At 63.9% G+C, this 26871-nt stretch carries 19 protein-coding genes and 1 pseudogene; 13 read left to right on the forward strand and 7 right to left on the reverse strand.

Annotated elements, in window-relative coordinates; genetic code table 11:
• Positions 1-6: 6 nt before the first annotated feature.
• The 7 genes from CVS28_RS11195 (at position 7) to hemL (ending at position 7769) form a co-directional block, all read left to right on the forward strand.
• On the forward strand, positions 7-1563 hold the full coding sequence (locus tag CVS28_RS11195; RefSeq protein ID WP_103481561.1) for a protoporphyrinogen/coproporphyrinogen oxidase: 1557 nt from the start codon (positions 7-9) through the stop codon (positions 1561-1563).
• Positions 1564-1637: 74 nt separating this feature from the next.
• Positions 1638-2333 carry a hydrogen peroxide-dependent heme synthase gene (gene hemQ, locus CVS28_RS11200; RefSeq protein ID WP_103466959.1) on the forward strand — a complete coding sequence of 232 codons (696 nt, stop codon included), beginning with the start codon at positions 1638-1640 and terminating at the stop codon, positions 2331-2333.
• Positions 2330-3511, forward strand: coding sequence for a ferrochelatase (locus CVS28_RS11205; RefSeq protein ID WP_103466960.1), 1182 nt, complete (start codon positions 2330-2332; stop codon positions 3509-3511). The genes hemQ and CVS28_RS11205 overlap by 4 nt, the downstream gene beginning before the upstream one ends.
• Positions 3512-3528: 17 nt before the next feature.
• Positions 3529-4512 (forward strand): hydroxymethylbilane synthase, encoded by a 984-nt coding sequence (gene hemC, locus CVS28_RS11210; RefSeq protein WP_243399859.1) that lies wholly within the window; start codon positions 3529-3531, stop codon positions 4510-4512.
• Positions 4509-5417: a uroporphyrinogen-III synthase gene (locus CVS28_RS11215; protein WP_243399843.1), complete on the forward strand. Its 909-nt coding sequence runs from the start codon at positions 4509-4511 to the stop codon at positions 5415-5417. The genes hemC and CVS28_RS11215 overlap by 4 nt, the downstream gene beginning before the upstream one ends.
• A 17-nt stretch (positions 5418-5434) precedes the next feature.
• Positions 5435-6415: a porphobilinogen synthase gene (gene hemB, locus CVS28_RS11220; protein WP_103481562.1), complete on the forward strand. Its 981-nt coding sequence runs from the start codon at positions 5435-5437 to the stop codon at positions 6413-6415.
• Positions 6416-6461: 46 nt separating this feature from the next.
• Entirely contained in the window at positions 6462-7769 is a 1308-nt protein-coding gene (hemL, locus tag CVS28_RS11225) for a glutamate-1-semialdehyde 2,1-aminomutase (RefSeq protein ID WP_103466963.1), read from the forward strand.
• A gap of 281 nt (positions 7770-8050) precedes the next feature.
• Here the strand turns inward: hemL and CVS28_RS11230 are convergent, their stop codons facing one another.
• The 4 genes from CVS28_RS11230 to CVS28_RS11240 all read right to left on the reverse strand — a co-directional run bounded on the left by CVS28_RS11230 (position 8051) and on the right by CVS28_RS11240 (position 11541).
• A complete protein-coding gene (locus CVS28_RS11230; RefSeq protein WP_103466964.1) occupies positions 8051-8788 on the reverse strand; it encodes an amino acid ABC transporter ATP-binding protein in 738 nt (245 codons plus the stop codon).
• 3 nt (positions 8789-8791) lie between these two features.
• Positions 8792-9550 carry an amino acid ABC transporter permease gene (locus CVS28_RS19925; RefSeq protein WP_103466965.1) on the reverse strand — a complete coding sequence of 253 codons (759 nt, stop codon included), beginning with the start codon at positions 9548-9550 and terminating at the stop codon, positions 8792-8794.
• A 3-nt stretch (positions 9551-9553) separates the two neighbouring features.
• Complete coding sequence (locus CVS28_RS19930) at positions 9554-10489, reverse strand: ABC transporter substrate-binding protein (protein WP_103466966.1); 936 nt, start codon at positions 10487-10489, stop codon at positions 9554-9556.
• A 365-nt stretch (positions 10490-10854) separates the two neighbouring features.
• Complete coding sequence (locus CVS28_RS11240) at positions 10855-11541, reverse strand: 3'-5' exonuclease (RefSeq protein ID WP_103481563.1); 687 nt, start codon at positions 11539-11541, stop codon at positions 10855-10857.
• A 68-nt stretch (positions 11542-11609) separates the two neighbouring features.
• On the opposite strand from CVS28_RS11240, the gene CVS28_RS11245 reads away from it, so the two are divergent.
• The 3 genes from CVS28_RS11245 to CVS28_RS11255 are packed head-to-tail and all read left to right on the forward strand — an operon-like array spanning position 11610 to position 18846.
• Positions 11610-12050, forward strand: a complete 441-nt coding sequence (locus CVS28_RS11245; protein ID WP_103481564.1) for an MGMT family protein — start codon at positions 11610-11612, stop codon at positions 12048-12050.
• Positions 12047-15385 carry an ATP-dependent helicase gene (locus CVS28_RS11250; protein WP_103481565.1) on the forward strand — a complete coding sequence of 1113 codons (3339 nt, stop codon included), beginning with the start codon at positions 12047-12049 and terminating at the stop codon, positions 15383-15385. The genes CVS28_RS11245 and CVS28_RS11250 overlap by 4 nt, the downstream gene beginning before the upstream one ends.
• Positions 15382-18846, forward strand: coding sequence for an ATP-dependent helicase (locus CVS28_RS11255; protein WP_103481566.1), 3465 nt, complete (start codon positions 15382-15384; stop codon positions 18844-18846). Before CVS28_RS11250 ends, CVS28_RS11255 begins: the two co-directional genes overlap by 4 nt.
• A 10-nt stretch (positions 18847-18856) precedes the next feature.
• Here CVS28_RS11255 and CVS28_RS11260 read toward each other — a convergent pair whose 3' ends face one another.
• A complete protein-coding gene (locus CVS28_RS11260; protein WP_103481567.1) occupies positions 18857-20197 on the reverse strand; it encodes a macrolide 2'-phosphotransferase in 1341 nt (446 codons plus the stop codon).
• A 152-nt stretch (positions 20198-20349) separates the two neighbouring features.
• Between CVS28_RS11260 and nudC the strand changes: the two genes are divergently transcribed.
• Positions 20350-21315, forward strand: coding sequence for an NAD(+) diphosphatase (gene nudC / locus CVS28_RS11265; protein ID WP_103481568.1), 966 nt, complete (start codon positions 20350-20352; stop codon positions 21313-21315).
• A 32-nt stretch (positions 21316-21347) separates the two neighbouring features.
• Positions 21348-23459: an ATP-dependent DNA helicase UvrD2 gene (locus tag CVS28_RS11270; protein WP_103481569.1), complete on the forward strand. Its 2112-nt coding sequence runs from the start codon at positions 21348-21350 to the stop codon at positions 23457-23459.
• On the opposite strand, the gene CVS28_RS11275 is transcribed toward CVS28_RS11270, so the two are convergent.
• The gene (locus CVS28_RS11275) at positions 23420-24514 is read right to left on the reverse strand and encodes a TOMM precursor leader peptide-binding protein (RefSeq protein WP_103466974.1); all 1095 of its coding nucleotides are present in this window, start codon (positions 24512-24514) and stop codon (positions 23420-23422) included. The two genes, CVS28_RS11270 and CVS28_RS11275, sit on opposite strands and share 40 nt — an antisense overlap.
• Before the next feature lie 169 nt (positions 24515-24683).
• Between CVS28_RS11275 and CVS28_RS11280 the strand changes: the two genes are divergently transcribed.
• On the forward strand, positions 24684-25340 hold the full coding sequence (locus tag CVS28_RS11280; protein ID WP_103481570.1) for a M48 metallopeptidase family protein: 657 nt from the start codon (positions 24684-24686) through the stop codon (positions 25338-25340).
• Between the two features lie 145 nt (positions 25341-25485).
• Here the strand turns inward: CVS28_RS11280 and CVS28_RS11285 are convergent.
• Positions 25486-26808 (reverse strand): annotated as a pseudogene (locus CVS28_RS11285) (zinc-dependent metalloprotease); the annotation flags it as partial.
• Between the last annotated feature and the right edge of the window lie 63 nt (positions 26809-26871).

A 26871-nucleotide genomic window follows, 5' to 3' on the forward strand; every position in this document is an offset into this window, starting at 1 on the left:
GACACCATGGAAAACCGAAAACTCGCCGCTAAAGCCCACAGGCCGCAGCAACACCCTGCCCCCAATAGTGCAGTGGTGGTGGGCGGTGGCATCTCGGGGTTGCTGGCTGCCATGGATCTCCAAAAAGCCGGATTCCAGGTGAGTATCTTCGACGCGGCAGCCTCCTGGGGCGGCTGTGTGGGAAGCCATGAGGTGGCCGGTGTGGTGCTGGACAGTGGCGCAGAGTCGTTCGCCACCCGCAACAGTGCCGTGGCCGATTTGGCTGCCGAACTGGGGCTTGCAGAGAAGATTGTGACCCCCAATCCAGCAGGAGCCTGGGTGTGGCTGCCCGAGGGGCCCGTGCCCCTGCCCAAGACAGGCATTTTGGGTATCCCGTCGGACCTTTCAGCTCCCGAGGTGCGTGCCGCCCTGGGCGCTTCCGGCGTGTTGCGGGCAGCCCTGGATGCCAAGATGCCTGTTGCGGTGGGCACCAGCGAGCCTGTCTCCAGTGTGGCCGATCTTGTCAGGGCGCGCATGGGCAAGCGGGTGCTGGAGCGGTTGGTGGCGCCCGTGGTTGCCGGCGTGCATTCGGCCGACGCCGAACTCCTGGACGTGGACATGGTGGCGCCGGGCCTGCGGGCAGGCATTCGTGAACACGGTTCCCTCGCTGCCGCGGTGGCGGCGCAGCGGGCGGCCGGCACCAAGCCCGGATCCGCCGTGGCCGGGCTCTCCGGGGGCATGCACACGCTGGTGGCGGCCCTGGTGGGATCGCTGCGTACCGGCGGTGTTGCCATGCATTCAGAGCACCAGGTCAAGGCCATTTATCGCGGCGACACGGAGCCCTTGAATGCCCCCTCCGCCGAGTCAACTGCTGTGCCGGCCAGGAAGTACGACGGCGGCGCCCCCAAGCGCTGGATTGTGGAGTGGGAGCGGGGTGCGGAGCGCGGATTTGCTGCCGCCAACGTTTTGGTGGTGGCCACCGACGGCCCCACGGCTGTGAAACTTTTGGGCCAGGAGCTACCCGAGCTGCTGCCGTTCGCCCCCGCCCCGGGGCCGGATATTCGCCTAGTGACACTTGTGGTGGACGTACCCGAGCTTGATTCGGCGCCGCGCGGCACGGGTGTCTTGGTGGCGCCCGGAGTTGATGGCATCGCGGCCAAGGCGCTCACCCACGCCACGGCCAAATGGGACTGGCTGGCCGCCGAGACCGGCCCCGGCACCCATGTGCTGCGGCTCTCCTATGGCCGCGCCGGGGTCAAGGCGGCCGACGCCGTCAGGCTCACGGCACGCACCCCGAACGACTCCGATCTCGTTGCCACAGCCCTTGCCGACGCGTCAGCACTGCTGGGTGTGCCGGTGGGCGAGGCGGACCTCCTGGGTGCCGACATTGTCCGCTGGCGGGGCGCCTTGCCGTTTGCCGCCGTCGGGCATCAGGGGAAGATGGCGCAGGTCCATGCCCTGGTTCAAGCCGTTCCGGGCCTGGCTTTGACCGGCGCATGGATGAGCGGCAACGGTCTGGCGGCGGTTGTGGGCAGCACCAGGCGGCAAATTCGGGCAACCGTTGACGCCGCCCTAAAGCAGTGACCTTCCTCACTTTCTACGTCATGTAGAGAAGTTCGGTTTTAGCTTTCGGGGTGCTTGGGTGCAAACTTGAACACATGAGCCACACAAACGCAGAATCTGTCACCAAAACTCCTGACGCGACACCGTTCACCCTGTGGACCGTGTTCAAGCGGACGGGCTCCTTCGCCGGCGCAGAAGCTGCCGTTGCAGAGTTTGATGAACTGGTGGCCGCCCTGGCCGCGGAAAGCATCACGCTGCGCGGCGCCTATGACGTCTCCGCCATGCGCAACGACGCAGACATCATGGTGTGGCTGGTTGGCGCCGTTCCGGAAGACCTGCAGAAGGCCATTCGCGCCATCCGCCGCACCGAACTTTTTGCCAACACCGAGATTGCATGGTCAGCCATGGGTGTGCACCGCGAGGCCGAATTCGCCAAGAGCCACGCCCCCAGTTACATGGGCCCCCACGAGCCCAAAGGCTGGGTCTGCGTCTACCCGTTCGTGCGCTCCTACGACTGGTACATCCTGCCCGCCGAAGACCGCAGCCGCATGCTCCGCGAGCACGGCATGCTGGGCCGGGAATTCCCGCAGATTCTAGCCAACACAGTCTCCGCCTTCGCCTTGGGCGACTGGGAGTGGCTGCTGGGCCTGGAAGCTGACGAGCTCACAGACTTGGTGGACATGATGCGCCACCTGCGCTATTCCGACGCCCGTCTGCACGTCCGCGAAGAAGTGCCCTTCTACACGGGCCGCCGCATCTCCTCCACCGAGATTGCCGAGGTTCTGCGATGAACGCGCCTGTTTCGACCCCCATTGCCGCGCCGGCCCAGTATGATGCCATCTTGCTTGCCTCTTTTGGCGGGCCCGAAGGCCAGGATGACGTGATCCCCTTCCTGCGCAACGTCACGCGTGGGCGCGGGATCCCGGACGAGCGCCTGGAAGAGGTCAGCCACCACTACCGCAAGAATGGCGGCATCAGCCCCATTAACGCCCAGAACCGCGCCTTGAAGGCCGCCCTGGAAGCCGAGCTGGCCGCCCGAAACATCGCCTTGCCGGTGTTGTGGGGCAACCGCAACTGGGACCCGTACATTCCCGCAGTTTTGCAGGACGCGTACGACGCCGGCCACCGCCGACTCCTGATGGTCACCACCAGCGCCTACTCCTCATACTCGGGCTGCCGCCAGTACCGCGAGGACATTGGCATGGCGCTGACGGAAACCGAACTCGACGGCAAGCTTGCCGTGGACAAGGTGCGCCAGTACTTTGACCACCCCGGCTTTGTGGAGCCCTTCATTGAGGGAACCGCCGCATCCCTGGCCAAGGTGCGCGCGGCGCTGGCCGCCGACGGCAAGTCCGCCGATTCCGTGCACGTCATGTTTGCCACGCACTCCATCCCCACCCGGGACGCCGAGGCTTCCGGCAGCTCCGAACTCGAGCTGCGCGAATTTGCCGAAAACTCAGCCTATGTGGCCCAGCACCTGGCCGCGGCTGAAGCCATCATGGCCAAGGTTGACCCCAGCCAGGAGTGGTCGCTGGTCTACCAGTCCCGTTCCGGCGCCCCGCATGTGCCGTGGCTGGAGCCCGACATCAACGATGCTCTCGCTGACTTGGCTGCTGCCGGCACACAGGGCGTTGTAGTGGTGCCGCTGGGCTTTGTCAGCGACCACATGGAGGTCCTCTGGGACCTGGACACCGAAGCGGCAGAGACGTGCGCAGAACTTGGCCTGACCTTTGACCGTGCTCCCACTCCGGGAACGCACCAAAAGTTTGTCAGCGGCCTCGTGGACTTGATCTGTGAACGAACCATTGAAAACCACATCGAGGAACGCCCCGCCATGACCAAGCTGGGTCCCTGGTTTGATGTGTGCAACCCCGGCTGCTGCGCCAACTTCCGTGGCACCAAGCCAGTCATCTCCGAAGTGGGCAGCACCGTGGGCTTGGTGGCCGCCGGCAGCGGGAATAGCCGCTAGCCGCGGCGGCAGGGATAATAAATACTGTGAAAATTGGAACCCGCGGAAGCAAACTGGCGCTGAGCCAGACCCAACAAATTACCGATCAACTCAGTGCCGTTGGCGGCTTTGAAGCAGAGATTGTACCCATCAAGACCGACGGCGACGTCCTCACGGGCCCGCTGTCACAAATGGGCGGAACCGGCGTCTTCGCCGTTGAATTGCGGACTGCTGTCCTGGATTCACGTGTGGACGTTGCCGTGCATTCCTTGAAGGACTTGCCCACGGCTGCTGTTCCGGGCCTGACCCTGGCTGCCGTGCCACAGCGGGTGGACGCCCGCGACGCCCTGTGCGCCCGCGACGGACTGAAACTGGCGGAGCTGCCTCACGGCGCCACAGTGGGCACCGGCTCACCCCGGCGCGCCGCGCAGCTGTTGGCTGCACGCCCGGATCTGGCCATCGTGGACATCCGCGGCAACGTGGACACCCGCCTGGCCCGGGTTCCAGGGCTGCCCGGCAACCCTGTCACCGACCTTGTGCCCGGCAAAACCGGCGACCTCGACGCTGTGGTTCTGGCCGCGGCCGGGCTGACCCGCATTGGCCGCCTGGACACCGTCACCGAGTTCCTCTCCTCCGAGGTGATGCTCCCGGCCCCCGGCCAAGGCGCACTCGCCCTGGAATGCCGGACCGCCGACGCTTCCCTCACCGGCATCCTGGGACAATCCCTGGCAGCCGTTGACCATCAGGACACGCGCCTGGCCATCACGGCAGAACGCGCACTCCTTGCCCGCCTTGAGGCAGGCTGCAGCGCCCCTGTCGGAGCCTTCGCCTACCGCAAGGGCTCCATGCTCTACCTCGAAGCAGTTGTTGCCTCCCTCGACGGCGCGCGCACCATGCGCGTCAAAAAGGCTACCGACGGACTCAGCAACGTTGGTGCCACACTCCTTGGCATTGAACTGGCCGAAGAGCTGCTCGCGGACGGTGCAGGGGACTTGGCAGATCTGGCCGGCTCGGCACAGTGACTGACGCCGTGCCGGTTGCTTCAGCTGCCGAGGCCGCCAGTCCGCTTGCCGGGTTGAGGGTTGCCGTTACGCGCAGCGCGGACCGGGCTGGGGCTTTTGCTGATGCACTTGCTGCGGCCGGGGCAGAGCCGGTGTTGGTGCCCGTCATCGACTTTGAAATCTCGGATAATGAGATCTTGGGGGCTGCGCTGGGCCGGCTGGCGGCGGGGGAGTACCGCTGGCTGGTGGTCAGCTCCATCACCACTGTGCGGGCCCTGAAGCAATGGTGTGAGACAGCTGGGACGTCGCTGGCTGACCTCATTCCTGCAACAACGTCAGTGGCAACCATTGGGCCCACCTCTGTTGCTGTCTTGGCGGCTGAGGGCATCCACGCCGCACTGGCTCCCACGGATCTGCAATCCGCGGCCGGGCTGGTTGAGCTGTGGCCACAAGCGCACGACGGCGGCGGGCGAGTCCTGCTGCCTCAGTCGGACCTGGCCGAACCCAGACTGGTGGAAGGCCTGAACACCAAGGGCTGGGACACCGACGTTGTCACGGCTTATCACACGGTGGACTACCCGGCCCAGGACGGCAGCCGGTTGACGGCAAGCTTGGCCCATTCAACTCGTGCAACCTCTCCACCTGTCAACTCCAGCTACGCTCTGCTCACCCCGGCCCAAGCGGCACAGGAGGTGCAGGCGGGGGTGATCCACGCCGTCGTACTGGCTTCCGGAAGTGCAGCGCGGCGGGTTGCCTCAACCATGGCTCCGCTACCGGACGGCTGCCTGGTGGTAGCCATTGGGCAGCCAACCCGGGACGAGGCCCTGCGGCTGGGCCTGCGGGTTGTGGCCACGGCCACGCACCCCACACCGGCGGGAATTGTTGCCGCACTGGCAGCAGCCCACAAGAATTTTCACACCAAGTAATTTACGGAGAATCCACAGTGAGCTTCCCCCAGCACCGTCCGCGCCGCCTGCGCACCACCGCCGCCATGCGCAACCTGGTGAGTGAGTACCGGCTGGCGCCGTCGGACTTGATTTTGCCTGTCTTCATTCGCGAGGACCTCAGCGAACCCAAACCCATCAGCTCCATGCCCGGCGTTGTGCAGCACACCACGGCCTCCCTGGTGGCGGCCGCGCGCGAGGCGCTGGCGCTGGGGCTCGGCGGCATCATGATCTTCGGCATCCCCGCCGAACGTGACGCCACAGGTTCCGCTGGGCTGGACCCGTTCGGCGTGCTGAACAAGGCCATCCGGGATGTGCGCGCGGTGGTTGGCGATGATTTGGTGGTCATGAGTGACCTTTGCCTGGACGAGTTCACCGACCACGGGCACTGTGGTCTGCTGAACGCCGCCGGCGGGGTGGACAACGACGCAACCTTGGCCATCTACGCCAAAATGGCCGTGGCCCAGGCGGCCGCCGGGGCGCACGTGGTGGCGCCGTCGGGGATGATGGACGGCCAGGTTGCAGTCATCCGCGAGTCGCTGGACGCGGCAGGCCATGCCGATGTTTCCGTGCTGGCCTACGCGGCCAAATACGCCTCGGCGTTTTACGGCCCGTTCCGTGAGGCCGTGGATTCACAGCTTGACGGCGACCGCCGCAGCTACCAGATGGATCCGGGCAACCGCCGCGAAGCCCTGCACGAGGTTGAACTGGATTTGGCCGAAGGCGCGGACATTGTCATGGTCAAACCGGCCATGAGCTACCTGGACATTCTGGCCGACGTGGCAGCCATGAGCCCGGTCCCCGTAGCGGCATACCAAATCTCCGGCGAGTACGCCATGATTGAGGCCGCAGCAGCGAACGGCTGGATCAACCGCCGCGCAGCCATTGAAGAATCAGTGCTGAGCATCAAGCGGGCCGGCGCCAACATGATCCTGACGTACTGGGCGGCCGAGCTGGCCGGCTGGATGCGCACCAACTAACTTCCAGCAGCCTCCGGTTCACCACTACTTATTCGAAGGACATTTCATGACCAGCTCGCAAGAACTCTTTGACCGCGCCAAGACTCTCATGCCCGGCGGGGTGAACTCGCCTGTGCGCGCCTTTGGTTCGGTGGGCGGCACTCCGCGCTTCATGGTCAATGCCAAGGGTGCCTACCTCACCGACGCCGACGGCCGCGACTACGTTGACTTGGTGTGCTCATGGGGTCCGGCACTGCTGGGCCACGCCCATCCTGACGTGCTGGCGGCAGTCCACACAGCCGTGGATCACGGCCTGAGCTTCGGCGCCTCCACCCCGGCCGAAAGCGAACTGGCCGCCTTGGTGCAGGGCCGCGTGTCCGGCGTCGAACGCCTGCGCATGGTGTCCACCGGGACCGAGGCCACCATGACGGCCGTGCGCCTGGCCCGCGGCTTCACCGGCCGTGACCTGATCATTAAGTTCGCCGGCTGCTACCACGGCCACCTGGATTCCCTGCTGGCCGCGGCCGGATCAGGCCTGGCCACCCTCGCCCTGCCCGGCTCTGCTGGCGTCACGGCGGCAACCGCTGCCGAGACCCTGGTGCTGCCGTACAACGACCTGGCCGCCGTTGAAGCAGCATTTGCCGCTCACGGGGACAAGATTGCCGCCGTCATCACTGAAGCAGCGCCCGCCAACATGGGCGTTGTCACGCCGGGGGAGGGGTTCAATGCCGGACTCTCACGCATCACTTCGGCCAATGGAGCCCTCCTGATCCTGGACGAGGTCCTGACCGGATTCCGGGTTGGTGCGGCTGGCTACTGGGGCCTGACCGGTGCTTCCGAGGGCTGGACCCCTGACCTGTTCACCTTTGGCAAGGTCATTGGCGGCGGACTTCCGACGGCGGCGCTCGGTGGCCGCGCCGACGTCATGGACTATCTGGCTCCGTTGGGCCCGGTCTACCAAGCGGGCACGTTGTCCGGCAACCCCGTAGCGATGGCTGCCGGTGTTGCCACCCTGACGGCTGCTACCGCTGCTGTTTACGCCACTGTTGATGCGCGTTCCCTGGAACTGTCCACGGCCTTGTCTTTGGCTTTGGCTGCCGAGGGCGTGGATCACTCCATCCAGCGGGCCGGGAACTTGTTCTCGGTGGCCTTCGGCACTGCTGCAAACGGCGTGCACAATTATGCTGACGCGCAGGCCCAGGAAGCGTTCCGCTACGCGCCGTTCTTCCACTCCATGCTGGATTCGGGCGTATACCTGCCGCCAAGCGTGTTCGAGGCCTGGTTCCTCTCCGCCGCTCACGACGACGCCGCCATGAACCGCATTTTCGCCGCACTGCCGGCAGCGGCCAAGGCAGCAGCCGCCGCGGCGGCCTAGACCCGCAATTAAGCAACTGACCCGCAGAAGTGGTCGGAAAACGTCGCGAAATCGCGTTTTTTCGACCACTACTGCGGGTCAGTTCGTTGGGCTGTGTGCCTAAACGTGCCGCGTGAACACGGTTGCGCATGTGGCCACCTGGGCGAGAAGATCGTCGTCGTGCTTCCGGAAGTACCACACGAGCTGCTGGAGCGCGTTTAAACAACTGACCCGCAGAAAACGCCGAAAATTCACGATTTTGACGTGATTTTCGGCGTTTTCTGCGGGTCAGTTGGAAATGATTAGAGGACGTCCGAGAGGAAGCCCTTCAGACGGTCCGTCTTCGGCTCGGTGAAGAGCTGGTCGGGCGGTCCGGTTTCAACCACCACGCCGCCGTCCATAAACGTCACGGTGTCGGAGACGTTGCGGGAGAAGCCCATCTCGTGGGTGACCACAACCATGGTCATGCCACCCTTGGACAGGTCAGTCATCAACGCCAGCACACCCTTGACCAGTTCCGGGTCCAGGGCGCTGGTGGCCTCGTCAAAGAACATCACCTCAGGTTCCATCGCCAGTGCGCGGGCAATGGCCACGCGCTGTTGCTGGCCACCGGAAAGGTTGCCGGGGCGGGCGTCGGCTTTGTGCTTGAGGCCAACAAGGTCCAGCTGCTCCAGGGCCTTGGCGTGAGCCTGGTCCTTGGGCATTTTGCGGATCTTGCTCAGCGCCAGAGAAACGTTCTGGACCACCGTCTTGTGCGGGAACAAGTTGAACTGCTGGAAGACCATGCCAATACGACGGCGTAGCTCATCCGGGTTGTCCTTCAAGACTGAGCGGTCATCGAGGAAGATGTCGCCCTGATCCGGTTCGATCAGCCGGTTCATGACCCGCAACAGCGTTGACTTGCCCGATCCCGAGGGGCCGATCACTGACGCTGTGGTGCCCTTGGGCACGTGCAGGTCAATGCCACGCAAAACGTGGTTGGAACCAAAAGACAGGTGGATGTTCTTGGCGGTCAGGGTTCCTGAACTAAATTCACTCATGGTTTAGTGTCCCTTTCCAATAATTGCTGCTGCCTCATCGGGTTCAACCTTTTGAGTCTTGCCCTCACGCATGCGCTTGTCCATGAAGTTGACCAAGTGGGTCAGCGGTACCGTCAAGCACAGGTACAGCAAGCCGGCAGCAACCAGGGGGGACAGGTTTCCGGTGGTGGCGGCCTGGTCGTTGCCGATACGGAAGATCTCCCGTTGACTGGCCAGCAGGCCCAGCATGTAGATCAAAGAAGAGTCCTTGATCAAGGAGATTAGCTGGTTGACAAGTGCCGGCAGAACCCGGCGGATGCCCTGAGGAATAACAATCAGCACCATGGCGGCGCTGTAGCTGAACCCCAGGGCGCGCGATGCCTCTAGCTGTCCGCTTTCAACGCTTTGAATGCCCGAACGGAAGATTTCGCCGATGTAGGCTGCAGCCATCAAGGACAACGCCAAAATACCCAAGGGGTAGGGATTGGTGCTTCCGGTCAGGATGCGAACCACGGGACCCAGTCCAAGACCAATCAACAGGATGGTCAAAATGGCGGGCAGGCCACGGAAAATATCTGTATAGATCCTGGCGATCCAGCGTGGAATGGGATTCCGTGAAATGCCCATCACTGCCAGGATCATGCCCAGGACGCACCCGAAGAAGGCCGAGGAAACGGCCAAAATCAAAGTATTGGGCAAACCAACTGTGAGCATGGCGGGAATTACTTCCGCCATGGCCTCCCAGTCAAGGAACGTTTTTGCGAGCTGCTCGAGAACATCCATAGATTAGGCCTTGGGAACCGTTACTGCCTTGGAGCCCGGGGTCCAGTCTTCGGGCATGGGACGGGTCGGGTACCATTCCTTGGTCAGCTTGGACCAGGTGCCGTCGGCGATGACTGCATCCAAGGCAGAGTTCAATGCGTCAGTCAGTGCCTTGTTCTCGGAATTCACGGCGTAAGCGGTGAAGTTCTGGGTGTTGACAACTTCTTCGGCGATGGTAGTTCCGTCGCCGTCCTTCACCTGGCCGGTGGCCTGCTGGGAAGGAGCAACCCAGGCGTCAACCTGGCCGTTCTTCAAGTTGGCGTACGCCGTGTTGTAGTCGGCGAAGCGCACGGGCTCAATCTTCAAAGTATTGCTGACGTAGTCATCCTGGACGGTGCCGGTGACAACTGCAATGCGGGTGTCGGCCTTCAGATCGGCAAAGCCCTTGATGGCTGAATCGGTCTTGGCAACAACAGCCATGTAGCCGAAGTCGTAACCGTTGGTGAAGCCAACGTTCTTACGGCGTGCGTCGGTGGTGGAGATGGAGGAGGATCCGACGTCGAACTGCTTGTTCTCAACCTGAGCCAACAGCGCGGAGAAATCGGTGGACTTGAATTCAACCTTCAGGCCCAGCTTCTCGCCCATGGCGCGCAACAGCTCGTTGTCGTAACCGGTGAACACGCCGTCCTTCAAGAAGATGTTGGGCGGGGCATCGGAGAGCGTGCCAACAGAGATGGTGCCGGCAGTGACCAGGCCGAGGGCAGCCTTGTCGATCTTGTCGAGGGGAACAACGTCCGCTGTTGTGTACTTGTCCAGTGACACCTGGTCGCTGCCAGCCAGGGCATCCGTGGGCTTGGCCGAGCCGGAGTCAGTGGCAGCTCCGCCGCAGGCTGCCAGTGAGAAAGCCAGTGCAACGGCAACAGGGACCGTGGTGAGCCACTTGAGGGCTGAATTCTTCATCAAACATTCACTTTCATTGCAGGTGCCCAGCCCGAAAGACGCATCGGGCAGGGTAAGCGTAGCGTGGCGAGCGATGAAGAAACTCACAGGAGTTTCGTAGCAGAACTCGAGCCACAAAACTAAATTATGTCACCCGGCCACAAAATGTGGCAGATACGAATATATGATTGCCCTAACCAGAATATTGCAGAACAATCTGCGATCAATGCTGTTTTTGCGACTGGCGCGGGACGCTGGCAGGGTCACATCGCTGCACGACTGACGCACCACTACGTGTCAAGTGCCGCGCTATCGATACTGTGATATAGATCATGCCTACTGTCAATGCCTCGTACGTCCTCCGTCGTTGAGGGAAGCACTGGAGTTTAGGGCAGTACCGGCCAATCGCCCTCAATGACTGCTGCCGGATCCTTGACCCGGCGCAGATATCCCTGGAAATCAGCTGCCTGCTCCAAGGCCCAGGAGACCTGTAACGTGTGGAGATCCATGACATCAATGCGCAGCGCGCTGTATTTGGCAGCCAGGGCGTCGGCCAGCCGCAGCGAGGCTTCAGCGTCGGCGGCCGAGGTGTGGGCGGCGTCGAGCTTAATCCCGTATTCCTCGCAGAGGGCAACCAGTGTCCGGCTGCCCTTGCGGAATTTATCCAAGTGCTTGTTGCAGATAAAGGGATCAATGACGGGAGCTGCTGTGATCTGCTCCAGCCCATGCCGGCGGGCCTCATTGGCCAAGACCGTGAAGTCGTAGCTGGCATTAAAGGCAATCACGGGAATGTTGTTGGCAAAGAGTGTGGCCAGGACGGCGCCCACCTCGGCAGCCACAACAGCCGCCGGGCGCCCATGCTCGCGGGCGTGCTCGGTGCTGACCCCGTGAATGGCTGCCGCTTCCTCGGGAATCTCCATGCCCGGATCCGCAAGCCATTCATGGACGTCAACCACTGCGCCGGTCTCATCGACCACCACAATGGAGGCTGTCACAATCCGGGCGGTGCGGGGGTCCTTGCCTGTGGTTTCCAAGTCAAACGCGGCCCGGGGGTGCATGCTCCAGCTAGTCATGCTCCAACGCTACCCGCTAGGGCGGACATCCGGGCGCGCGGGCCGCTGCGGCGAACTACGCTTGAAGCATGCGTGAGCAGTATGTTGAGGCAGTTTTGGCCGTGGCCGAGGTGATCCCCGCGGGCAGTGTTTTGTCCTATGGGGACATTGCGGCGTTGCTGGAAAGCGGCGGCCCGCGGCAGGTGGGTGCGGCCATGTCCGTCGACGGCGGAGCTGTGCCGTGGTGGCGGGTGATCCGCGCCAGTGGCATGGCCCCGCAGGGCCACGAGGCACGGGCACTGGGCCACTACCGCCACGAGGGGACTGCGCTGCGAGGAGATCCGGATGAAGAGCCAGTGCCCGGCCGTGCCCCCAGATGGAGGGTGGATATGAGGACGGCCCGGTGGAATCCTCGAGAGCCGGATTTTGTGCTCATTGACGCCATCGCGGAACGGTTGCACGCCGCGGATCAGCTGCCCTCCGCGGACACTGCGCCAATGTCAGTGCCTCGTGATGGACTGGGTGCATGAGCACGCAAGCAAAGCAGGAGCCGCAGCCACGGTCCAACCAGACCGTGCCGGTACAGGCGCTGCCCAAACTCACGCTGGTGGCGCCCGCCCAGAGTGAGGTCACCGCTCCGGCATTGAGCCCCGACCAGCAGGCCGTGGTTGACCTCAGCCCCGGAACCGGACCAGTGCTGATCTGGGGCGCCCCCGGCACGGGCAAATCCACAGTGCTGATTGAGGCGGCCGTGAAGCGGATCGAGCACGACGCCGTTGATCCAGCAGGTGCCCTGCTGCTGGCGCCGTCGCGACTGGCTGCCGCGCGGCTGCGCAACGGCTTCAGTGCCCGGTTAAGCAGAAGTTTGAGCACATCCCCCGCCAGAACCTGGTCATCCTATGCCTTCGACCTGTTGCGCCGGGCCAAGGTGGAGGGCCGCATGCCGCACCTTGACGGCCCCCCGCGGCTCATGAGCGGCCCCGAACAGGATCTCATCATCAGGGACCTTCTTGCCGGTCACAGGATGGGGCTGGGCACCGCCCCGCAATGGCCGGCGGAACTTGCCGAGGCCTTGGACACCCGCGGGTTTCGCCAGGAGATCCGCCAGCTCTTTGACAGGGTCATTGAGTACGGATTGGCCCCCGAGGACCTGGCGGAGCTGGGAGCTGCCAACCAGCGCCCCGATTGGGTTGCCGCAGCTTCGCTCTATGGCGAATACCGGGATGTGGTGGATTGGGGCAAGTCGGGCTCCTTTGACCCCGCAGGCATCATCACCGCAGCAACAACCCTGCTGCGCATCGACCCCGAATTTTTGGCCCAGGAACGCCAGCGGCTTGCCTTGATTGTGGTTGACGACATCCAGGAAGCCAACAAGGCGGTGCACGAGCTTTTGCAGTTGGTGGGCCACGGCAAGGACGTGCTGGTGGCCGCTTCCCCTGACACGGTGGTGCAGGGTTTCCGTGGTGCCCGCCCGGACCTGGTGGCCCCGCTGGGCGAATCCTTGGGCACCGGAGACTTGCCCCTGCGGCAGTTCACGCTGTCCACCTCGCACCGGATGAGCCGGCAGCTGGCTGCGGCTTGGTCCGGGGTGGCTGAGCGCATCTTCCAGATCCGTGGCGGTCACAAGGCGCGTGAACTCAGCTGGCCCCAAGTTAGTGAGGCGAACCCCGAATCCTGTGTCAGCGCCCATGTTGTGGCCTCCGAGGTTCATGAGCTGCGCCTGGTGGCCGAACGCATATTGCACCTGCAGCACCTGGGCGGGCACGGTCTCAATGAGATTGCTGTCATTGTGCGCACAGGGTCGGCGCTTGCCGCGCTGCAACGGTACTTGAGCGGGCAGGGCATTGCCGTGAAGGTTCCCGTGGCGGAGAACCCTGTGCGCGATGAGCCAGCCGTGCGGCCCCTGCTTGAGGCTTTTGCCGTGGCACTGGCTCCTGAAACGTTCGACGCCGAGGCAGCCGTTGCGCTGTTGACGTCCCGGCTGGGGCGTTCCACCGCCTTGCAATTGCGGCGTTTGCGCCAGGCATTACGGCAGCAGGAACTGCATGCCGGCGGGGGACGCGCCAGCGACGAACTGTTGGTGGAGGCGCTGCTGAATCCAGAAAAGCTGGCCGGGCTGGGCTGGGAGGCAGCCAACGCCACCCGGCTTGCCGCCATGCTCGCAGCCGGCCACGAGGCCGTGGCCCAGCCGGGCGCCAACGCCGAAACAGTGCTCTGGGCCCTGTGGGATGCCTGCGACAGTTCCGGGACCTGGGAATCCCAGGCCTTGCGAGGCGGGCCCACGGGCATCCGCGCCGACAGGGATCTTGACGCCGTCATGGCCCTGTTCCAAACGGCCGAGCGGTACGTTGACCAGTTGCCCGGGTCCAGTCCACAGCAGTTCCTTGACTATTTGATGAGCCAGGAGCTGCCCATGGACACCTTGGCGGCGCGTGCACAACGCACTGACGCGGTGGAAATCCTGACGCCCGCCAGTGCTGCCGGCAGGGAATGGCCGGTGGTCATTGTGGCCGGCCTGCAGGAGGGGGTCTGGCCCAACACCCGCCTGCGCGGTGAGCTGCTGGGCAGCCAACTGTTGGTGGACGTGTTGGAAAGGGGCGGCCAGGCTGCCCGCCAAATTGAGCCGGCGGCCCGCTTGCGGGACATCCGGTATGACGAACTCCGCAGCTTTGCCGCGGCCATGTCGCGGGCCAGCGAGAAACTCATTCTCACGGCAGCTGCCGGCCATGACCTGCAGCCCTCCCAGTTCATTGACTTGGCAGCCCCTTACATCCCGGTCACGGATTCCGGCGGTGAATCCCAGTACCCTGTGCGCCCCATTGAACACGTGCCACGACCCATGACCCTGCGGTCCCTGGTGGCTGAGCTGCGGCAGGAATCGGAGATGCATGCCGATCCGGAGGCGGCCAGAATGCTGGCGGTGCTGGCACAAAGGAGCATTGCCGGTGCTGATCCGCACCAGTGGTGGGGTCTTCTGCCCGTGAGCACGGAGGCGCCCATTATTGCGCCGGGCGAGCCGGTGACCGTCTCGCCGTCGAAGGTTGAAGAAGTGCTGAAATCCCCGCTGAACTGGTTTATCAAGGCAGCCGGCGGGGAAGCCACCACAGACTTTGCCCGCAGCCTTGGCACGCTGATCCACGCCATTGCCCAGGACATTCCCAACGGGGCAGGCCACGAATATCTGGCTGAACTGGACAAACGGTGGCCGTCGTTGGGGCTTCCGGAGTCGTGGGAAAGCGATGTGGACTACCGCCGCGCCCAGGAGATGCTGGGCAAATTGGCCCAATATGTCATCACCGCCCGCCAGGACGGCCGCACCCTGTTGGGAGTTGAGCAGAACTTCAGCGTTGAACTGGGTGAGCTGCCTGCCGGCGAGAGCGCTGTGGACATTTCCGACGCCGCAGGCACTCCAGTTGCGGAACGGACGGTTGTTTTGCGCGGCCAGGTGGACAGATTGGAGGCCGATGCAGACGGCAGGCTGATTGTTGTGGACATCAAAACCGGGCGCAGCAAACCCACCAAGGATCAAGTTGCGGCGCATCCGCAGCTTGGCGCCTACCAGGTGGCTGTGACCGCTGGAGGATTCGCTGAACTAGCTGCGGCCGCCGGCTTGGCTGGTGCGGCCTCCGGCGGGGCTGCCCTGCTGCCGTTGGGGGATGGCACCAAGTCGGTAAAAACCCAGGACCAGACACCCATGGTTGCCGGCAGCGAGAACGACCCCACCCACAAGGTCATGGAAGCCGCATTGCTGATGGCCCAGTCTGTGTTCCCCGCCCGCCACGGCGCCGATTGGTCCGAACGCAATGGCTGCCCCCTGCCCACTATTTGCCCGCTGTGCCCGGAAGGGAAACAAATCACCGAATGAGCCTTTCACCGCTTCTGAGCCCTTATGAACTCGCTGAGCTGTTGGAACAGCGCCCGCCAACAGAGGAGCAGGCAGCCATTATTTGTGCCCCGCTGGAACCGCTGCTGGTCATTGCCGGGGCCGGATCGGGAAAGACCACCACCATGGCCGACCGTGTGGTGTGGCTGGTGGCCAACGGACTGGTGCTGCCCGAGGAAATTCTTGGCGTCACCTTCACCCGCAAGGCTGCAGGGGAGCTGGCGGCCAGGATCCGGGGACAACTTGCCAAATTGGGCACCTTGGCCCGCTCCGGCCAGGTGGAACTGGCGCCAGCGGCTGCGGCCCGGGACGCGCTGGAGCCCAAGGTGTCCACTTACCACTCCTACGCCAGCGGCATTGTCACCGACTATGGTCTGCGCCTGGGCATTGAACGGGACGCGGTGGTCATGGGTGCCGCTGAGGCCTGGCAGCTGGCCAGCGAGGTGGTGGAGGCCCATGACGGCGCCCACGAACACTTCACGGCCGCCAAGTCCACCTTGATCCAGTCGGTCATGGATTTGGCCGGTGAATGTGCCGAGCACCTGCAGGATCCTGCCCACGTGAAGAACGTGATTGAGGACTACGTCAGCAGTTTTGAGGCACTGCCCTACATTGCCGAGACCGCCAAGCCGGCCACGGCCACCGTCAAGAAGCAGCTGGACGTGTTGCGCACGCGCGCATCCGTGACAGCCCTGGTGCAGAGCTACGCGGAGGCCAAACGCCGTCGCAACGTCCTGGACTATGGGGACCTGGTGGCCCTGGCAGCCAGAATTGCCCAGGACGTTCCGCACGCGGGGGAGATGGAACGCCAACGCTACAAAGTGGTGCTGCTGGATGAATTCCAGGACACCTCGCACGCACAATTGCAGCTTTTTGCGCAGCTCTTTGGCGGCGGGCACCCCGTCACGGCCGTGGGCGATCCGCACCAGTCCATCTACGGCTTCCGGGGCGCCTCCGCGGGCCAGCTGTTCCGGTTCCCGGAGATTTTCCTCAAGTCCGACGGCGGGTACGCACCCACTGCCGAGCTCACCATCGCCTGGCGCAACTCTGCCCATATTTTGGCCGCCGCCAACGTCATGTCGGCAGAACTGGCCCAGGCCCAGATCCGGAAGGCCAACGCCACGTTGGCGGCAGGACTTTCCGAGGCGGAGCGTGCAGCGGCCGGACCCAACGTGGTGGTTTCGCCCCTGCGGGAAAAGCCGAACGCACAGGCCGGGGAAGTGGTGCTGGCCCGGTACGAAACAGAACTGGTGCAAGCAGAAGCCATTGCCGATCAAATTTCGGCTCGCAAGGGCGACTTCAGCCACCGAGGAGGCGCCCAAGGTGCCATGACAGTGGCGGTTTTGTGCCGCCGTCGGGCACAATTTCCGCGCCTGCAGTCGGTGTTTGAGGCTCGTGGAATTCCCTACGAGATTGTCGGTTTGGGCGGGCTGCTGGGCACCCCTGAAATTGTGGACCTGGTGGCCACCTTGCGGGTCATTGCCGACCCCGGCCGTTCGGACGCCCTGATGCGCCTGCTGACAGGTGCCAGGTGGCGGATTGGTCCGGCCGACTTGATGGCTTTTGCCGACTGGGCCCGGTACCTGGCCAGGCGCCGCCACTGGGCGGCCACGCACAAAGTGGACTTTGACGCAGCCGTGCGGGTCGATGCCGGGACGGGCGAAAATCTACAAACCCGCGGCTCGCAGCAAGGTCCTCTGGATGAAGTTGAAGAAACCGTGGTGACCGCCGATTTGGTGGATTCATCGTCCTTGATTGAGGCCTTGGATTACCTCAGCGCTGACTATTGGCCCGAGGCGGCGCGCCCGCTCAGTGACGTTGCCCGAACACGCCTTCTGGCGTTGCGGGACGAGCTGCGGGTGCTGCGAACCTTTGTGGGGGAGGACCTGGGCAATCTGCTCGGTGTGGTGGAGCGGACCATGCTCCTGGACATTGAGCTGGCGGCAAAACCCGGATCCAGCATCCACCATGCCCGGCGCAACCTGGATGCCTTTGCCGATGCCGCGGCAACGTTCATGCAGGCCGCCCAGAGGGTTGATCTGGATGCCTTCCTCGGCTGGCTGGAAACGGCGGAGTCGGAGGAGGGCGGGCTTGAGATGACGCCCACCGAGAGCAATCCGGACGCCGTGGCGCTGCTGACGGTGCACGCTTCCAAGGGGCTGGAGTGGGATGTGGTGTTTGTGCCGAGCATGAATTCCGGCGCCTTTCCCAGCACCCGGGCGGACCGCTGGAGCACGGGTGCCAAATCCCTGCCCTGGCCATTGCGCGGGGACAAGGAGGACTTGCCCGAATGGGACCTCAACGTCTCGGATCTGAAAACGTTGATGGAGAACGAGAAATTGTTCGCCGACGACGTTCTGCTCCACGGCGAACAGGAGGAACGGCGGTTGGCCTATGTTGCGTTCACCCGGGCCCGCGACTTCCTCATGTGCTCGGGCACCGTTTGGGGCACCGGGAAGAAACCGCTGCCACCGTCAAAGTTCCTGGAGGAACTACTGCCGCTCACCGAGGGTGCCGCGCATACAGCAGAAATTCTGCAGTGGTTTGAGGATCCCGAGGAGGACGCGGAGAACCCCGTGAGTGCTGGTGCTGAAAGCGCCCAGTGGCCCTACGATCCGCTCAATGGGCCCGTCATTGTGGGCCGGTCCGGCGTTGCGGCGCGGCTGGGGCGGCGCGAGAACGCCGAACGCTCGGCAGCAGCGGTCCACGCGGCACGGCTGCAGTTGTCCGCTGCCGGTGCGGCGGCGCTGGAATCTGAGGAGTTCTTTGCACTCAATCCCCACTGGGGCAAGGAATTGGCTGTCCTGCTGGCCCAGGAACACAGGGAATCGGATCAACTCCGGGTGGAACTGCCACCCCATATTTCCGCGTCACGGCTGGTGGCTCTCGGTGAGGATCCGGAAAAGGTCACCCGTGCCATGCGCCGGCCCGTACCCACCAAGCCCGGCATGGCGGCAAGGAAGGGAACGGCCTTCCACAGCTGGATTGAAGATTACTTTGGGACTAGCGGCCAGCTGGACTTTGATGAGGTTCCCGGCGCCGACGCTTACGTTGACGAGGCCTATGGGCTTGCCGACATGCAAGAAACGTTTAAGAACTCTGCCTGGGCCACCCGCATCCCGGCCGAACTGGAGGTGCCCATAGAGACCAGGGTTGCCGGGGTTGTGGTGCGCGGTCGCATTGACGCGATCTTCCGCGACGACGACGGCGGCTGGGACCTGATCGACTGGAAAACCGGGAAAGTTCCTTCGAAGGCGCAGCTGGCGGTGCGTGGTGTGCAGCTGGCCGTGTACCGGCTTGCCTGGTCGCGACTGAAGGACGTGCCGCTGGAGCAGGTTCGCGCGGCGTTCTACTATGTGGGCCAGGACAAACTCATCCGTCCCGTGGACCTGGCGGGCCAGGATGAACTGGAGGCAATCGTCACGAACGCCTACTCCGCCTAACGCCTGCCACCTACTTGTGGAGGGGGATGACCTTCAAGGAAGCAGTGGCCGGTTCCGTTGCGGATCCAGCATCTGCGTCGGCCGGTTCCGTTGTTTCTGCCTCGCCTGTCTCGTCAGCGCTAGCTGCGTCAGCCGAGCTGCTGGGTTCAGTTTCGCCTGCGCTGCCATCGGCATCCGCTCCGCTTCCGCCAGTGTTCTCGGCGGCGCTCTCGCTGGGTTTTTCGACAGCTGCGGGCGCAACAACTGGCACAGCCGAGGTGACGGGGCTGGCCGGGTCCGCCTGTTTGGCCGGACCTGCTTTGGCCGGGCCTGCTTTGGCCGCAGCAGCAGCTGAAGCAGGCCCGGCCTGCTTCAGTGGCGCGGCGTGGGCGGGCGCAGCCGGATTCACCGGGGCGGCAGAGGCGGCAGGAACCACTGTGGCTTCAACGCTGATGGGCTGCCCGCCATGTTCGGCAATATCAGCCTCCAAGGTGCGCAGCATGGTTTCGGCATCTTCCACCATGCGTGCGCTGTCCGCCGCATAGCCCTTGACCAGCCATTGGGCCAGCGCAAATTCGGCGCTCAGGGCGGCACGGCGCAGCAGATGAGGATCGGGAGTCTCATTGCGGGCTGCAGCATAGGCAGCCATCACGGAGTCCACAAAGGTGGAATCGTTCACGGCCACCAGCCAGGCAAAATCATCGGCGGGGTCGCCCACGCGCAGATCGGTCCAGCCAATCACGGCGGTGACCTGATCGCCGTCGAGCAATATATTGTCTTCATGCAGGTCGCCATGGACCACGCACGCATTAAAACGCCAGAGGGCAACGTCCTCCATGGCATGTTCCCAACGGCGCAACAGGGCTGGGGGGATCTTGCCGGTGGTGGCCGACTGGTCCAACTCGTTGAGTTTTCGCTGACGGAATTCATTGGCCGTGTAGCTGGGCAGGTCATAGGTGGTGACAAGGTCGTGCGGCAGATCATGGATGGCGGCGATGGCGGCGCCAATCTCCAACGCCATCGCGGTGCTTCCTGTTGCCAATTCATCCACGGTTGCGGCCCGGCCGGCAATGTGGGAGTAAACAAAAGTGGTGAGCTCGCCCTGGCGCACCGTCCCGGCAACGGTGGGCAGCAGGAATGGCAATTCGGCGCGGATGGCCGGCGGGAACGCCCTCAGCACCTGGCGTTCGGTCTCCAGGCGCGTGCTTGCCTCGGCATGCCGCGGTGAACGCACACGCCAACGCCGTTTGTCCGAGTCAACGAGCAATGCTGAGCAGAAATCGGCAGTGTCATCTGGTTCCGGGCCAAAGGCAGTGACGTTGAGTCCGGGCACGGCAGCGCTGGCAATGGCGGCCAATTCGATTGCAGTCATTCTTCTCACACCTCTACCGTAGAACGCTATTGCGCCAACGCCGCGCCGTTGCGGCGGCGAGTCGTGAGAAGTAGTGGACAAGCTGGTCAACTTGTCCACAATCACGCGAGTGTGGAATGTAAAAACTTGCTGCGGATGCGTACGGTAGAACCATGACCACATCCAAGCCCTCTGCCGAAACAGTTCTTGACAGGGCGTGCGAGCAGCGTACTGAACCCGGCTACTTGGAGGCCGTGCAGCGCGATCCCTCCCACCGGGTGGTGCTCCTGCACCAGGGCAAGGCCCTGATGAGCGGCGGTGCGCTGAGCTACTTGGACCCTGCCGACCTCCCCGCGGTGCTTCCGGCCGGGACGGTCACAGTGTTTTTGGGCAAGGTCAACGATGACCATGACCATAAGCTGCCTGCCACGACGTCCCTGGTGCTGCAGGTTCTCCCGTACGACGCCGGTCTCCCGGAGCAGGCGCACGTGCCGGCCTGGGTGCCTGCTGGCGCCGGCTTTGTCACGTACCGTGAGGCCGCCGCGCACCTGCATCCTGCTGATGCGGAAGTGTTTATCCAGGCTGCCGCCGTGGCCAATTGGCACACCACCCACCCGTGCTGCCCGCGTTGCGGAAACCTGACTGAGGTTGCCTCCGCCGGGTGGATGCGCCGCTGCCCGGTGGATGCCTCCGAACACTTTCCTCGCACCGATCCGGCCATCATCGTGGCCATTGTGGGTGCCGACCAGCGGATCCTGCTGGCCAACAACTTCGCGTGGGACCTCCACAGGTACTCCACAGTGGCCGGGTTTGCCGAGGCGGGGGAGAGCGCCGAACAGGCTGCAGTGCGCGAGATCGCTGAAGAGGTGGGCGTTCACCTGCATTCATTGGAATACTCTGGCTCCCAAGCCTGGCCCTTCCCACGCTCCTTGATGCTGGGCTTCATTGGCTACACGGATGATGTGGTGCCAACACCAGACAACGTTGAGGTCAGGGAAGCCAGATGGTTTAGCCGGGACGAACTGCAAACCGCCGTGCTCAACGGTGACGTGGCCATTTCACACAGGCAGTCCATTGCCCGGTCCTTGATTGAGCAGTGGTACGGCGGTCCCATCCTGGACGTTGGGGAGCAGCAATGAGTTTTGATCCGCGGCTTACAGGGTTGCCGGTCATGGATGAGAGAACCGCCGAGGAACGCATCCTGGCCGGACTGGATGAGGAACAACGCACAGTGGCAACAACACTGAGCGGACCCTTGTGTGTTCTGGCGGGTGCCGGCACAGGTAAAACCCGGGCCATCACGCACCGCATTGCCTACGGTGTACACACGGGTGTCTACAATCCCAACAGGCTCCTGGCAGTGACGTTTACAGCACGCGCGGCCGCGGAGATGCGCACTCGTTTGCGGGACCTGGGTGTTGGCACCGTGCAGGCCCGCACCTTCCACGCCGCAGCGTTGCGGCAGCTGCAGTATTTCTGGCCGCACGCCGTCGGCGGTCAGCTCCCGGGCTTGCTGGAACACAAGGCGACCATCATTGGTGAGGCCGCGCGTCGGCTGCGCCTGCCCGCCGACAGGGCATCCATCCGTGACCTGGCGGCGGAAATTGAGTGGGCCAAGGTTTCCATGCTGACGCCTGAGACGTACCTTTTGAAAGCCGTTGACCGCGGCGAGCCCGGCGGCTTGGACAAAGTGGCTGTGGGTCGGCTTTTCCAGGGCTATGAGGACGTCAAGGCGGATCGGAACCTCATTGATTTTGAGGATGTGCTGCTCATAACTGTGGGCATCCTGCAGGAGGACCCGCGGGTGGCGGCCACCGTCCGGGACCAGTACCGGCATTTTGTGGTGGACGAGTACCAGGATGTGTCCCCGCTGCAGCAACGCATGCTTGATTTGTGGCTGGGTGGTCGTGACGAACTGTGTGTGGTGGGCGATGCCAGCCAGACTATCTACTCCTTTACTGGTGCCACGCCGCGGCATCTGCTGGACTTCCCCAAGCGTTTCCCCGCCGCCAACGTGGTGAAACTGGTGCGCGACTACCGTTCCACCCCGCAGGTGGTGGGGCTGGCCAACTCGCTGCTGGGCAATCGACGCAGTGGTGGCCTGAGCGCTGATGCCCTGTGGTCGGCACCGCTGGAGTTGGTGGCTCAGCGCCCCGGCGGCCCGGCGCCGGAATTTTTGGAGTGCAGCGACGACGAAGCCGAGGCGGCGGCGGTTGCCGCCCGGATCAAGATCCTGATTGAGCACGGAACACCGGCCAGCGAAATTGCCGTGCTGTTCCGCACCAACGGACAATCCGAAGCCTACGAGCAGGCGCTCACGGGTGCGGGCGTCGGCTATCAATTGCGGGGAGGCGAAAGGTTCTTTGCCCGCAAGGAAGTACGCGATGCCATGCTGCAGTTGCGCGCGGCCTCGCGCGCGGCCGAGGACGAGCCCTTGGGGCAGCTGGTACGGGATGTGCTCAAAAACCTGGGCTACCAGGCTGAGGCGCCCAACACTGGCGGGGCGGTGCGCGAACGCTGGGAGTCACTCTCAGCACTCGTGGCCCTTGCCGATGAACTGGTAGTTTCACGCAGCACACCCGAGCACGTTTTTACCCTGGTGGACTTCGTGGCCGAACTGCAGGACCGTGCCTCGGCACAGCACGCACCCACCGTTCAGGGCGTCACCTTGGCGTCCCTGCACTCGGCCAAGGGCCTCGAATGGGATGCGGTGTTCCTGGTGGGGCTCAGTGAAGGGCTCATGCCCATCTCCTTCGCGGACACCCCGGAAACCGTCGATGAGGAACGCAGGCTGCTGTATGTGGGGATCACCCGTGCCCGGGAATTCTTGAACTTCTCCTGGTCAACAGCCCGGACCCCGGGCGGCCGGGCCAACCGCAGGCCCTCGAGATTCCTTGATGGGTTGCGGCCCAGCTCAGTGGGTGGCGCACCCACCGGTCCCCGCCAGCCCGCCGCGAAGAAGTCACGCAAGGTGGCCGGTCCTTCTGTATGCCGGGTCTGCGGGAAAATCCTGAACACCGGTGCCGAACGGAAGGTTGGTCGCTGCCCCGATTGCCCGCCGGGCTACGATGAAGCAATTTTTGAACAATTGCGTCAGTGGCGTTTGAAGGAATCCGCAGCCGCGGAAGTCCCGGCTTTTGTGGTGTTTACGGATGCCACACTCATGGCTATTGCGGAGGCAGCCCCACAGGACCTTGATGCCTTGGCATCGCTGCCCGGGGTGGGCCCGGCCAAACTGGAACGCTATGGGGAAGCTGTGCTGGAGATTGTGGCCAGCGACTGATTCTGCCACTGGCAGCCGCACTCGGGGTGGGCGCTGAATTCTTGCTGCGTCCACCGCCCATTGTCCGGGTGAAACGTCAGCACGGATGACCACGAGGCTGGCTGGTTAACCGCGTCGAGGAACAAGAGGGCGTGCTGCGCAGCAGTTCCGGCCAGCGTGACGGCCATGGCCGCGTTCTCCAACAAATGCGCAGTGCGCCTGCGGCCGGTGGCGGATTGCTGGCTCCTTGCCAGTTGGCCGCACACCTCCAACCATTGTGGATCGTGGATGCTGCGGTGCCGTTCCACACACTCGGCACACGCGGTTTCGCCCGGCACCACCAGCGGACCCACCACGCCGTCCTGTTCACGCAGGAGCACAAACAGGTGGGGCCGCTCCGCACCCATGAAACGGGCAGAGGTTGACGCGTGCACCACGTCGTGGCCCACCACTACGGCAAGATCAAGGTACCGCAGGCTGGGACCTCCGGTCCCGCCGTCGTGCACAATATGGGCGTTGCTGCTGGGATCTAGCCGCAACAGATGCCGGCGCACAGCCACCGATCGGGCCAAGCCAATGTCGGCCAGCAGGAAAGACCCGGGGCTGACGTCGGTGGCGATCACGGCCCTGTCATCCTCGAGCAGAAGCGTCCCCACACCGGCGCTGACCAACACCGCGGCCAGTGCTGCTCCGGTGCGGCCCAAGCCCACTACGTGCACCACGGCATGTTCGCGCCGGGTCATGTAGTCCTGGCTCGGCGCCCGGTACAAACTCAGCAGGGCTGCGCGTTCAGGCAGGAGCCGTTCGCCGCGAAAACCTTGGGTAGTCAGCTCGGAATCGCTGAACAGCAGCTCCGAAATCTTCGCGCAGATATCCAGGGCACGGGCCGGCTCCACACCGAGCGCTGCGGCCTGCACGAACACCTCGCCATCAGTGATGCCCTGCCCCAAGGCGGTGACGAACGCCAGATCGGACTCCGCCAAACCGTCCAGAATAACCCCGCCCGGGCCCAGACCTATCTGGATGCTGTGGCTGCTGCGCCGCACCATGCGAAGCCCCGGGTTGATAGTTGTCATGACGACCTCCTTGCGGATTTCCCTCGGGCTGGCTGGCGGCAACAGCACTACTTACCGATCATGGCACTTTGCGCCCCAGCGTGCGCAGAGTTATCCACACCTTGAAACTTGTCCACAATCTGGCGCCGCCGAGTTTAGAACTGGAGCAACCTCGCTGTACCGTCGAAGCATGGCAGCAGCATTGGATCCGCGCAGGCGGCCCATCGGCAAGGGGACACCCGGGCCGCTGGGAGACTCGTACTCAGCACACCGGCGCAGCAACGGGGAAGCCGTGGTGGTCCGGCGGACGGCCCGGCGAAAGACCGGACTGGCTGCGTTTTGGGAAGGCCCCCAAGCAGTCATAGCCGTGCCGGCCCGGCTGAGCCTTGAGGACGAACAGTATTGGGTGCCGCACATGGTGGCGAAGCTTGAGGCCAGCCTCAGGGGCGGCAAGCGCCGGCTGCAGCCCAGCGACGACGCCCTGATGCAGCGCTGCCTGTTCCTGTCCGGAAAGTATCTGGGCTCCCGCGCCGTGCCCGAATCGGTGCGGTGGGTGAGTAACCAAAATGGCCGTTGGGGATCGGCCACGCCGGCCAGGAAATCCATTCGCATCTCCCACCATGTGCAGGGCATGCCCGAGTGGGTGGTGGACTATGTGCTCCTGCACGAGCTCTCACACTTGATCCACCCCAACCACAGCCCGGCCTTCTGGGCAGAGATGGCAGGTTTTGCCGAGCTGGACAGGGCCAAGGCGTTCCTTGACGGTGCCTCGTTTGCCGCCAACCGCAAGATTCACGGCATGAACAATGATCTTGACGGCGACCTCGACACCGTTGGCGGGCCTTAACTGAATCCGGCGGTCGATGTGGTTTTTCGCTGGTGATATATCACCAGCGAAAAACCACATCGACCGCCGGAGCGGAAAACGAGGCGCTTACTTGTCCGTATCGGGTTCGGCGTCGCCCGAGGGGGTGTCGTCAAAGCCGCCGTCNGCCGTCAAGGAGTTTGGCCAGTGCCGCATCAACATCTGACTCGGAGGCGTCTTCGAGACTGCGGCGGGCACTGAAGCCCGCCGCGTCATCCAAGTCAGTTGCCGTGGGGAGCAGATCCGGGTGGGCCCAAATGGCGTCACGGCCGGCAATGCCGCGCTGTTCCTTCAGTGAAGCCCACAGGGCAGCTGCCTCACGGAGCCTGCGGGGTCGCAGCTCCAAACCAACCAGCGAGCCGAAAGCGTGCTCGGCCGGGCCGCCCGTGGCGCGACGGCGGCGAATGGTTTCGCGGATGGCCGCGGCGGCCGGAAGGTTCGCGGCAGCCTCAAAGCTGAGCTCGTCAACCCAGCCCTCAACCAGAGCCAGTGCGGTCTCCAGCTTGGCCAGGGCAGCATCCTGTTCGGGTGTGCGGGCCGGCATGAACACACCCTGGGAGAGTGCATCCTGCATGGCTTCCGGATTGGACGGATCGAGGTTCTGGGCCAGGTCCTCAATTCGGGACATGTCGATGTGGATGCCGCGGGCGTAGGACTCGATGGCTCCCAGCAGGTGCCCGCGCAGCCAAGGGACTTGCACAAACAAGCGGGCGTGGGCGGCCTCGCGCAGGGCCAAGTACAGCAGGATCTCCTGCTCGGGTACTTCAAGCCCTTCGCCAAAGGCCTTGATGTTGGCGGGAATCAGGGCCATCTGCAGATCAGCCAGTGGGATGCCAATGTCAGTGGAGCCGAGCACTTCCTTGGCCAGGGCGCCCACAGCCTGGCCCAGCTGCAAGCCAAACAGGGCCCCGCCCATGTTCTGCATCATCGATGCAGCGCCGCCCATGGCCGACTTCATTTCCTCGGGGAGTTGTTCATTCATGGCCTTGGAGATCGCGAAGGCGATGCTGTTGGCCACCGGCTCCGTCAACCGCTGCCAGGTGCCAAGGGTTTCCTCAACCCACTCCGCCCGAGACCATGCGCGGCCAATGATGGCTGTTGCGGCCAGATCCGTCACAGGGTCCAACCACATTTCGGCCAAGCGCAGTGCTTCATCCACGGCCTGCTGCTGGGCGGCGGTCACGGAAGGATCATCACCGGCTGCTGCCTTGCGGGCGGCGTCGCGCGCCAGATCCCAGTTGACGGGGGTGTCCGAGGAGCCGCTCATCATGGCCTGAACCTGGGAGAACATTTGCGCCAGCGCGTTGGGATCGGAGGGCAGCCCGGCTGCCTTGGCCAGTTCGGCAGGGTCAAAGCCTTCCATGCCCTTGCCGCCCAAGAGGTTGGCGAGCATTTCCTGAAGCGGATCCTTCGGGGTGTCGTCGTCGTTATTGGCTGGTGTGGAAGACATGATGGCCCGTTCGTTGGCGTGGACGCTGAATACTTTTACGTTACCGCCGCAGCGTTGAGTTGT

It is taken from the genome of Arthrobacter glacialis (assembly GCF_002909415.1).
In the GTDB taxonomy this organism is placed as follows: domain Bacteria; phylum Actinomycetota; class Actinomycetes; order Actinomycetales; family Micrococcaceae; genus Specibacter; species Specibacter glacialis.

What these genes read in the sequence shown, in the direction of transcription:
- CVS28_RS11270 (WP_103481569.1), top strand. Translation starts at nt 21,348, where the DNA reads ATGGATGAGAGAACCGCCGAGGAACGCATCCTGGCCGGACTGGATGAG.
- CVS28_RS11195 (WP_103481561.1), top strand. Translation starts at nt 7, where the DNA reads ATGGAAAACCGAAAACTCGCCGCTAAAGCCCACAGGCCGCAGCAACAC.
- CVS28_RS11230 (WP_103466964.1), bottom strand. Translation starts at nt 8,788, where the DNA reads ATGAGTGAATTTAGTTCAGGAACCCTGACCGCCAAGAACATCCACCTG.
- nudC (WP_103481568.1), top strand. Translation starts at nt 20,350, where the DNA reads ATGACCACATCCAAGCCCTCTGCCGAAACAGTTCTTGACAGGGCGTGC.
- CVS28_RS19930 (WP_103466966.1), bottom strand. Translation starts at nt 10,489, where the DNA reads ATGAAGAATTCAGCCCTCAAGTGGCTCACCACGGTCCCTGTTGCCGTT.
- CVS28_RS11245 (WP_103481564.1), top strand. Translation starts at nt 11,610, where the DNA reads ATGCGTGAGCAGTATGTTGAGGCAGTTTTGGCCGTGGCCGAGGTGATC.
- CVS28_RS11240 (WP_103481563.1), bottom strand. Translation starts at nt 11,541, where the DNA reads ATGACTAGCTGGAGCATGCACCCCCGGGCCGCGTTTGACTTGGAAACC.
- CVS28_RS11205 (WP_103466960.1), top strand. Translation starts at nt 2,330, where the DNA reads ATGAACGCGCCTGTTTCGACCCCCATTGCCGCGCCGGCCCAGTATGAT.
- CVS28_RS11250 (WP_103481565.1), top strand. Translation starts at nt 12,047, where the DNA reads ATGAGCACGCAAGCAAAGCAGGAGCCGCAGCCACGGTCCAACCAGACC.
- hemL (WP_103466963.1), top strand. Translation starts at nt 6,462, where the DNA reads ATGACCAGCTCGCAAGAACTCTTTGACCGCGCCAAGACTCTCATGCCC.
- hemQ (WP_103466959.1), top strand. Translation starts at nt 1,638, where the DNA reads ATGAGCCACACAAACGCAGAATCTGTCACCAAAACTCCTGACGCGACA.
- CVS28_RS11260 (WP_103481567.1), bottom strand. Translation starts at nt 20,197, where the DNA reads ATGACTGCAATCGAATTGGCCGCCATTGCCAGCGCTGCCGTGCCCGGA.
- CVS28_RS19925 (WP_103466965.1), bottom strand. Translation starts at nt 9,550, where the DNA reads ATGGATGTTCTCGAGCAGCTCGCAAAAACGTTCCTTGACTGGGAGGCC.
- CVS28_RS11280 (WP_103481570.1), top strand. Translation starts at nt 24,684, where the DNA reads ATGGCAGCAGCATTGGATCCGCGCAGGCGGCCCATCGGCAAGGGGACA.
- CVS28_RS11255 (WP_103481566.1), top strand. Translation starts at nt 15,382, where the DNA reads ATGAGCCTTTCACCGCTTCTGAGCCCTTATGAACTCGCTGAGCTGTTG.
- CVS28_RS11275 (WP_103466974.1), bottom strand. Translation starts at nt 24,514, where the DNA reads ATGACAACTATCAACCCGGGGCTTCGCATGGTGCGGCGCAGCAGCCAC.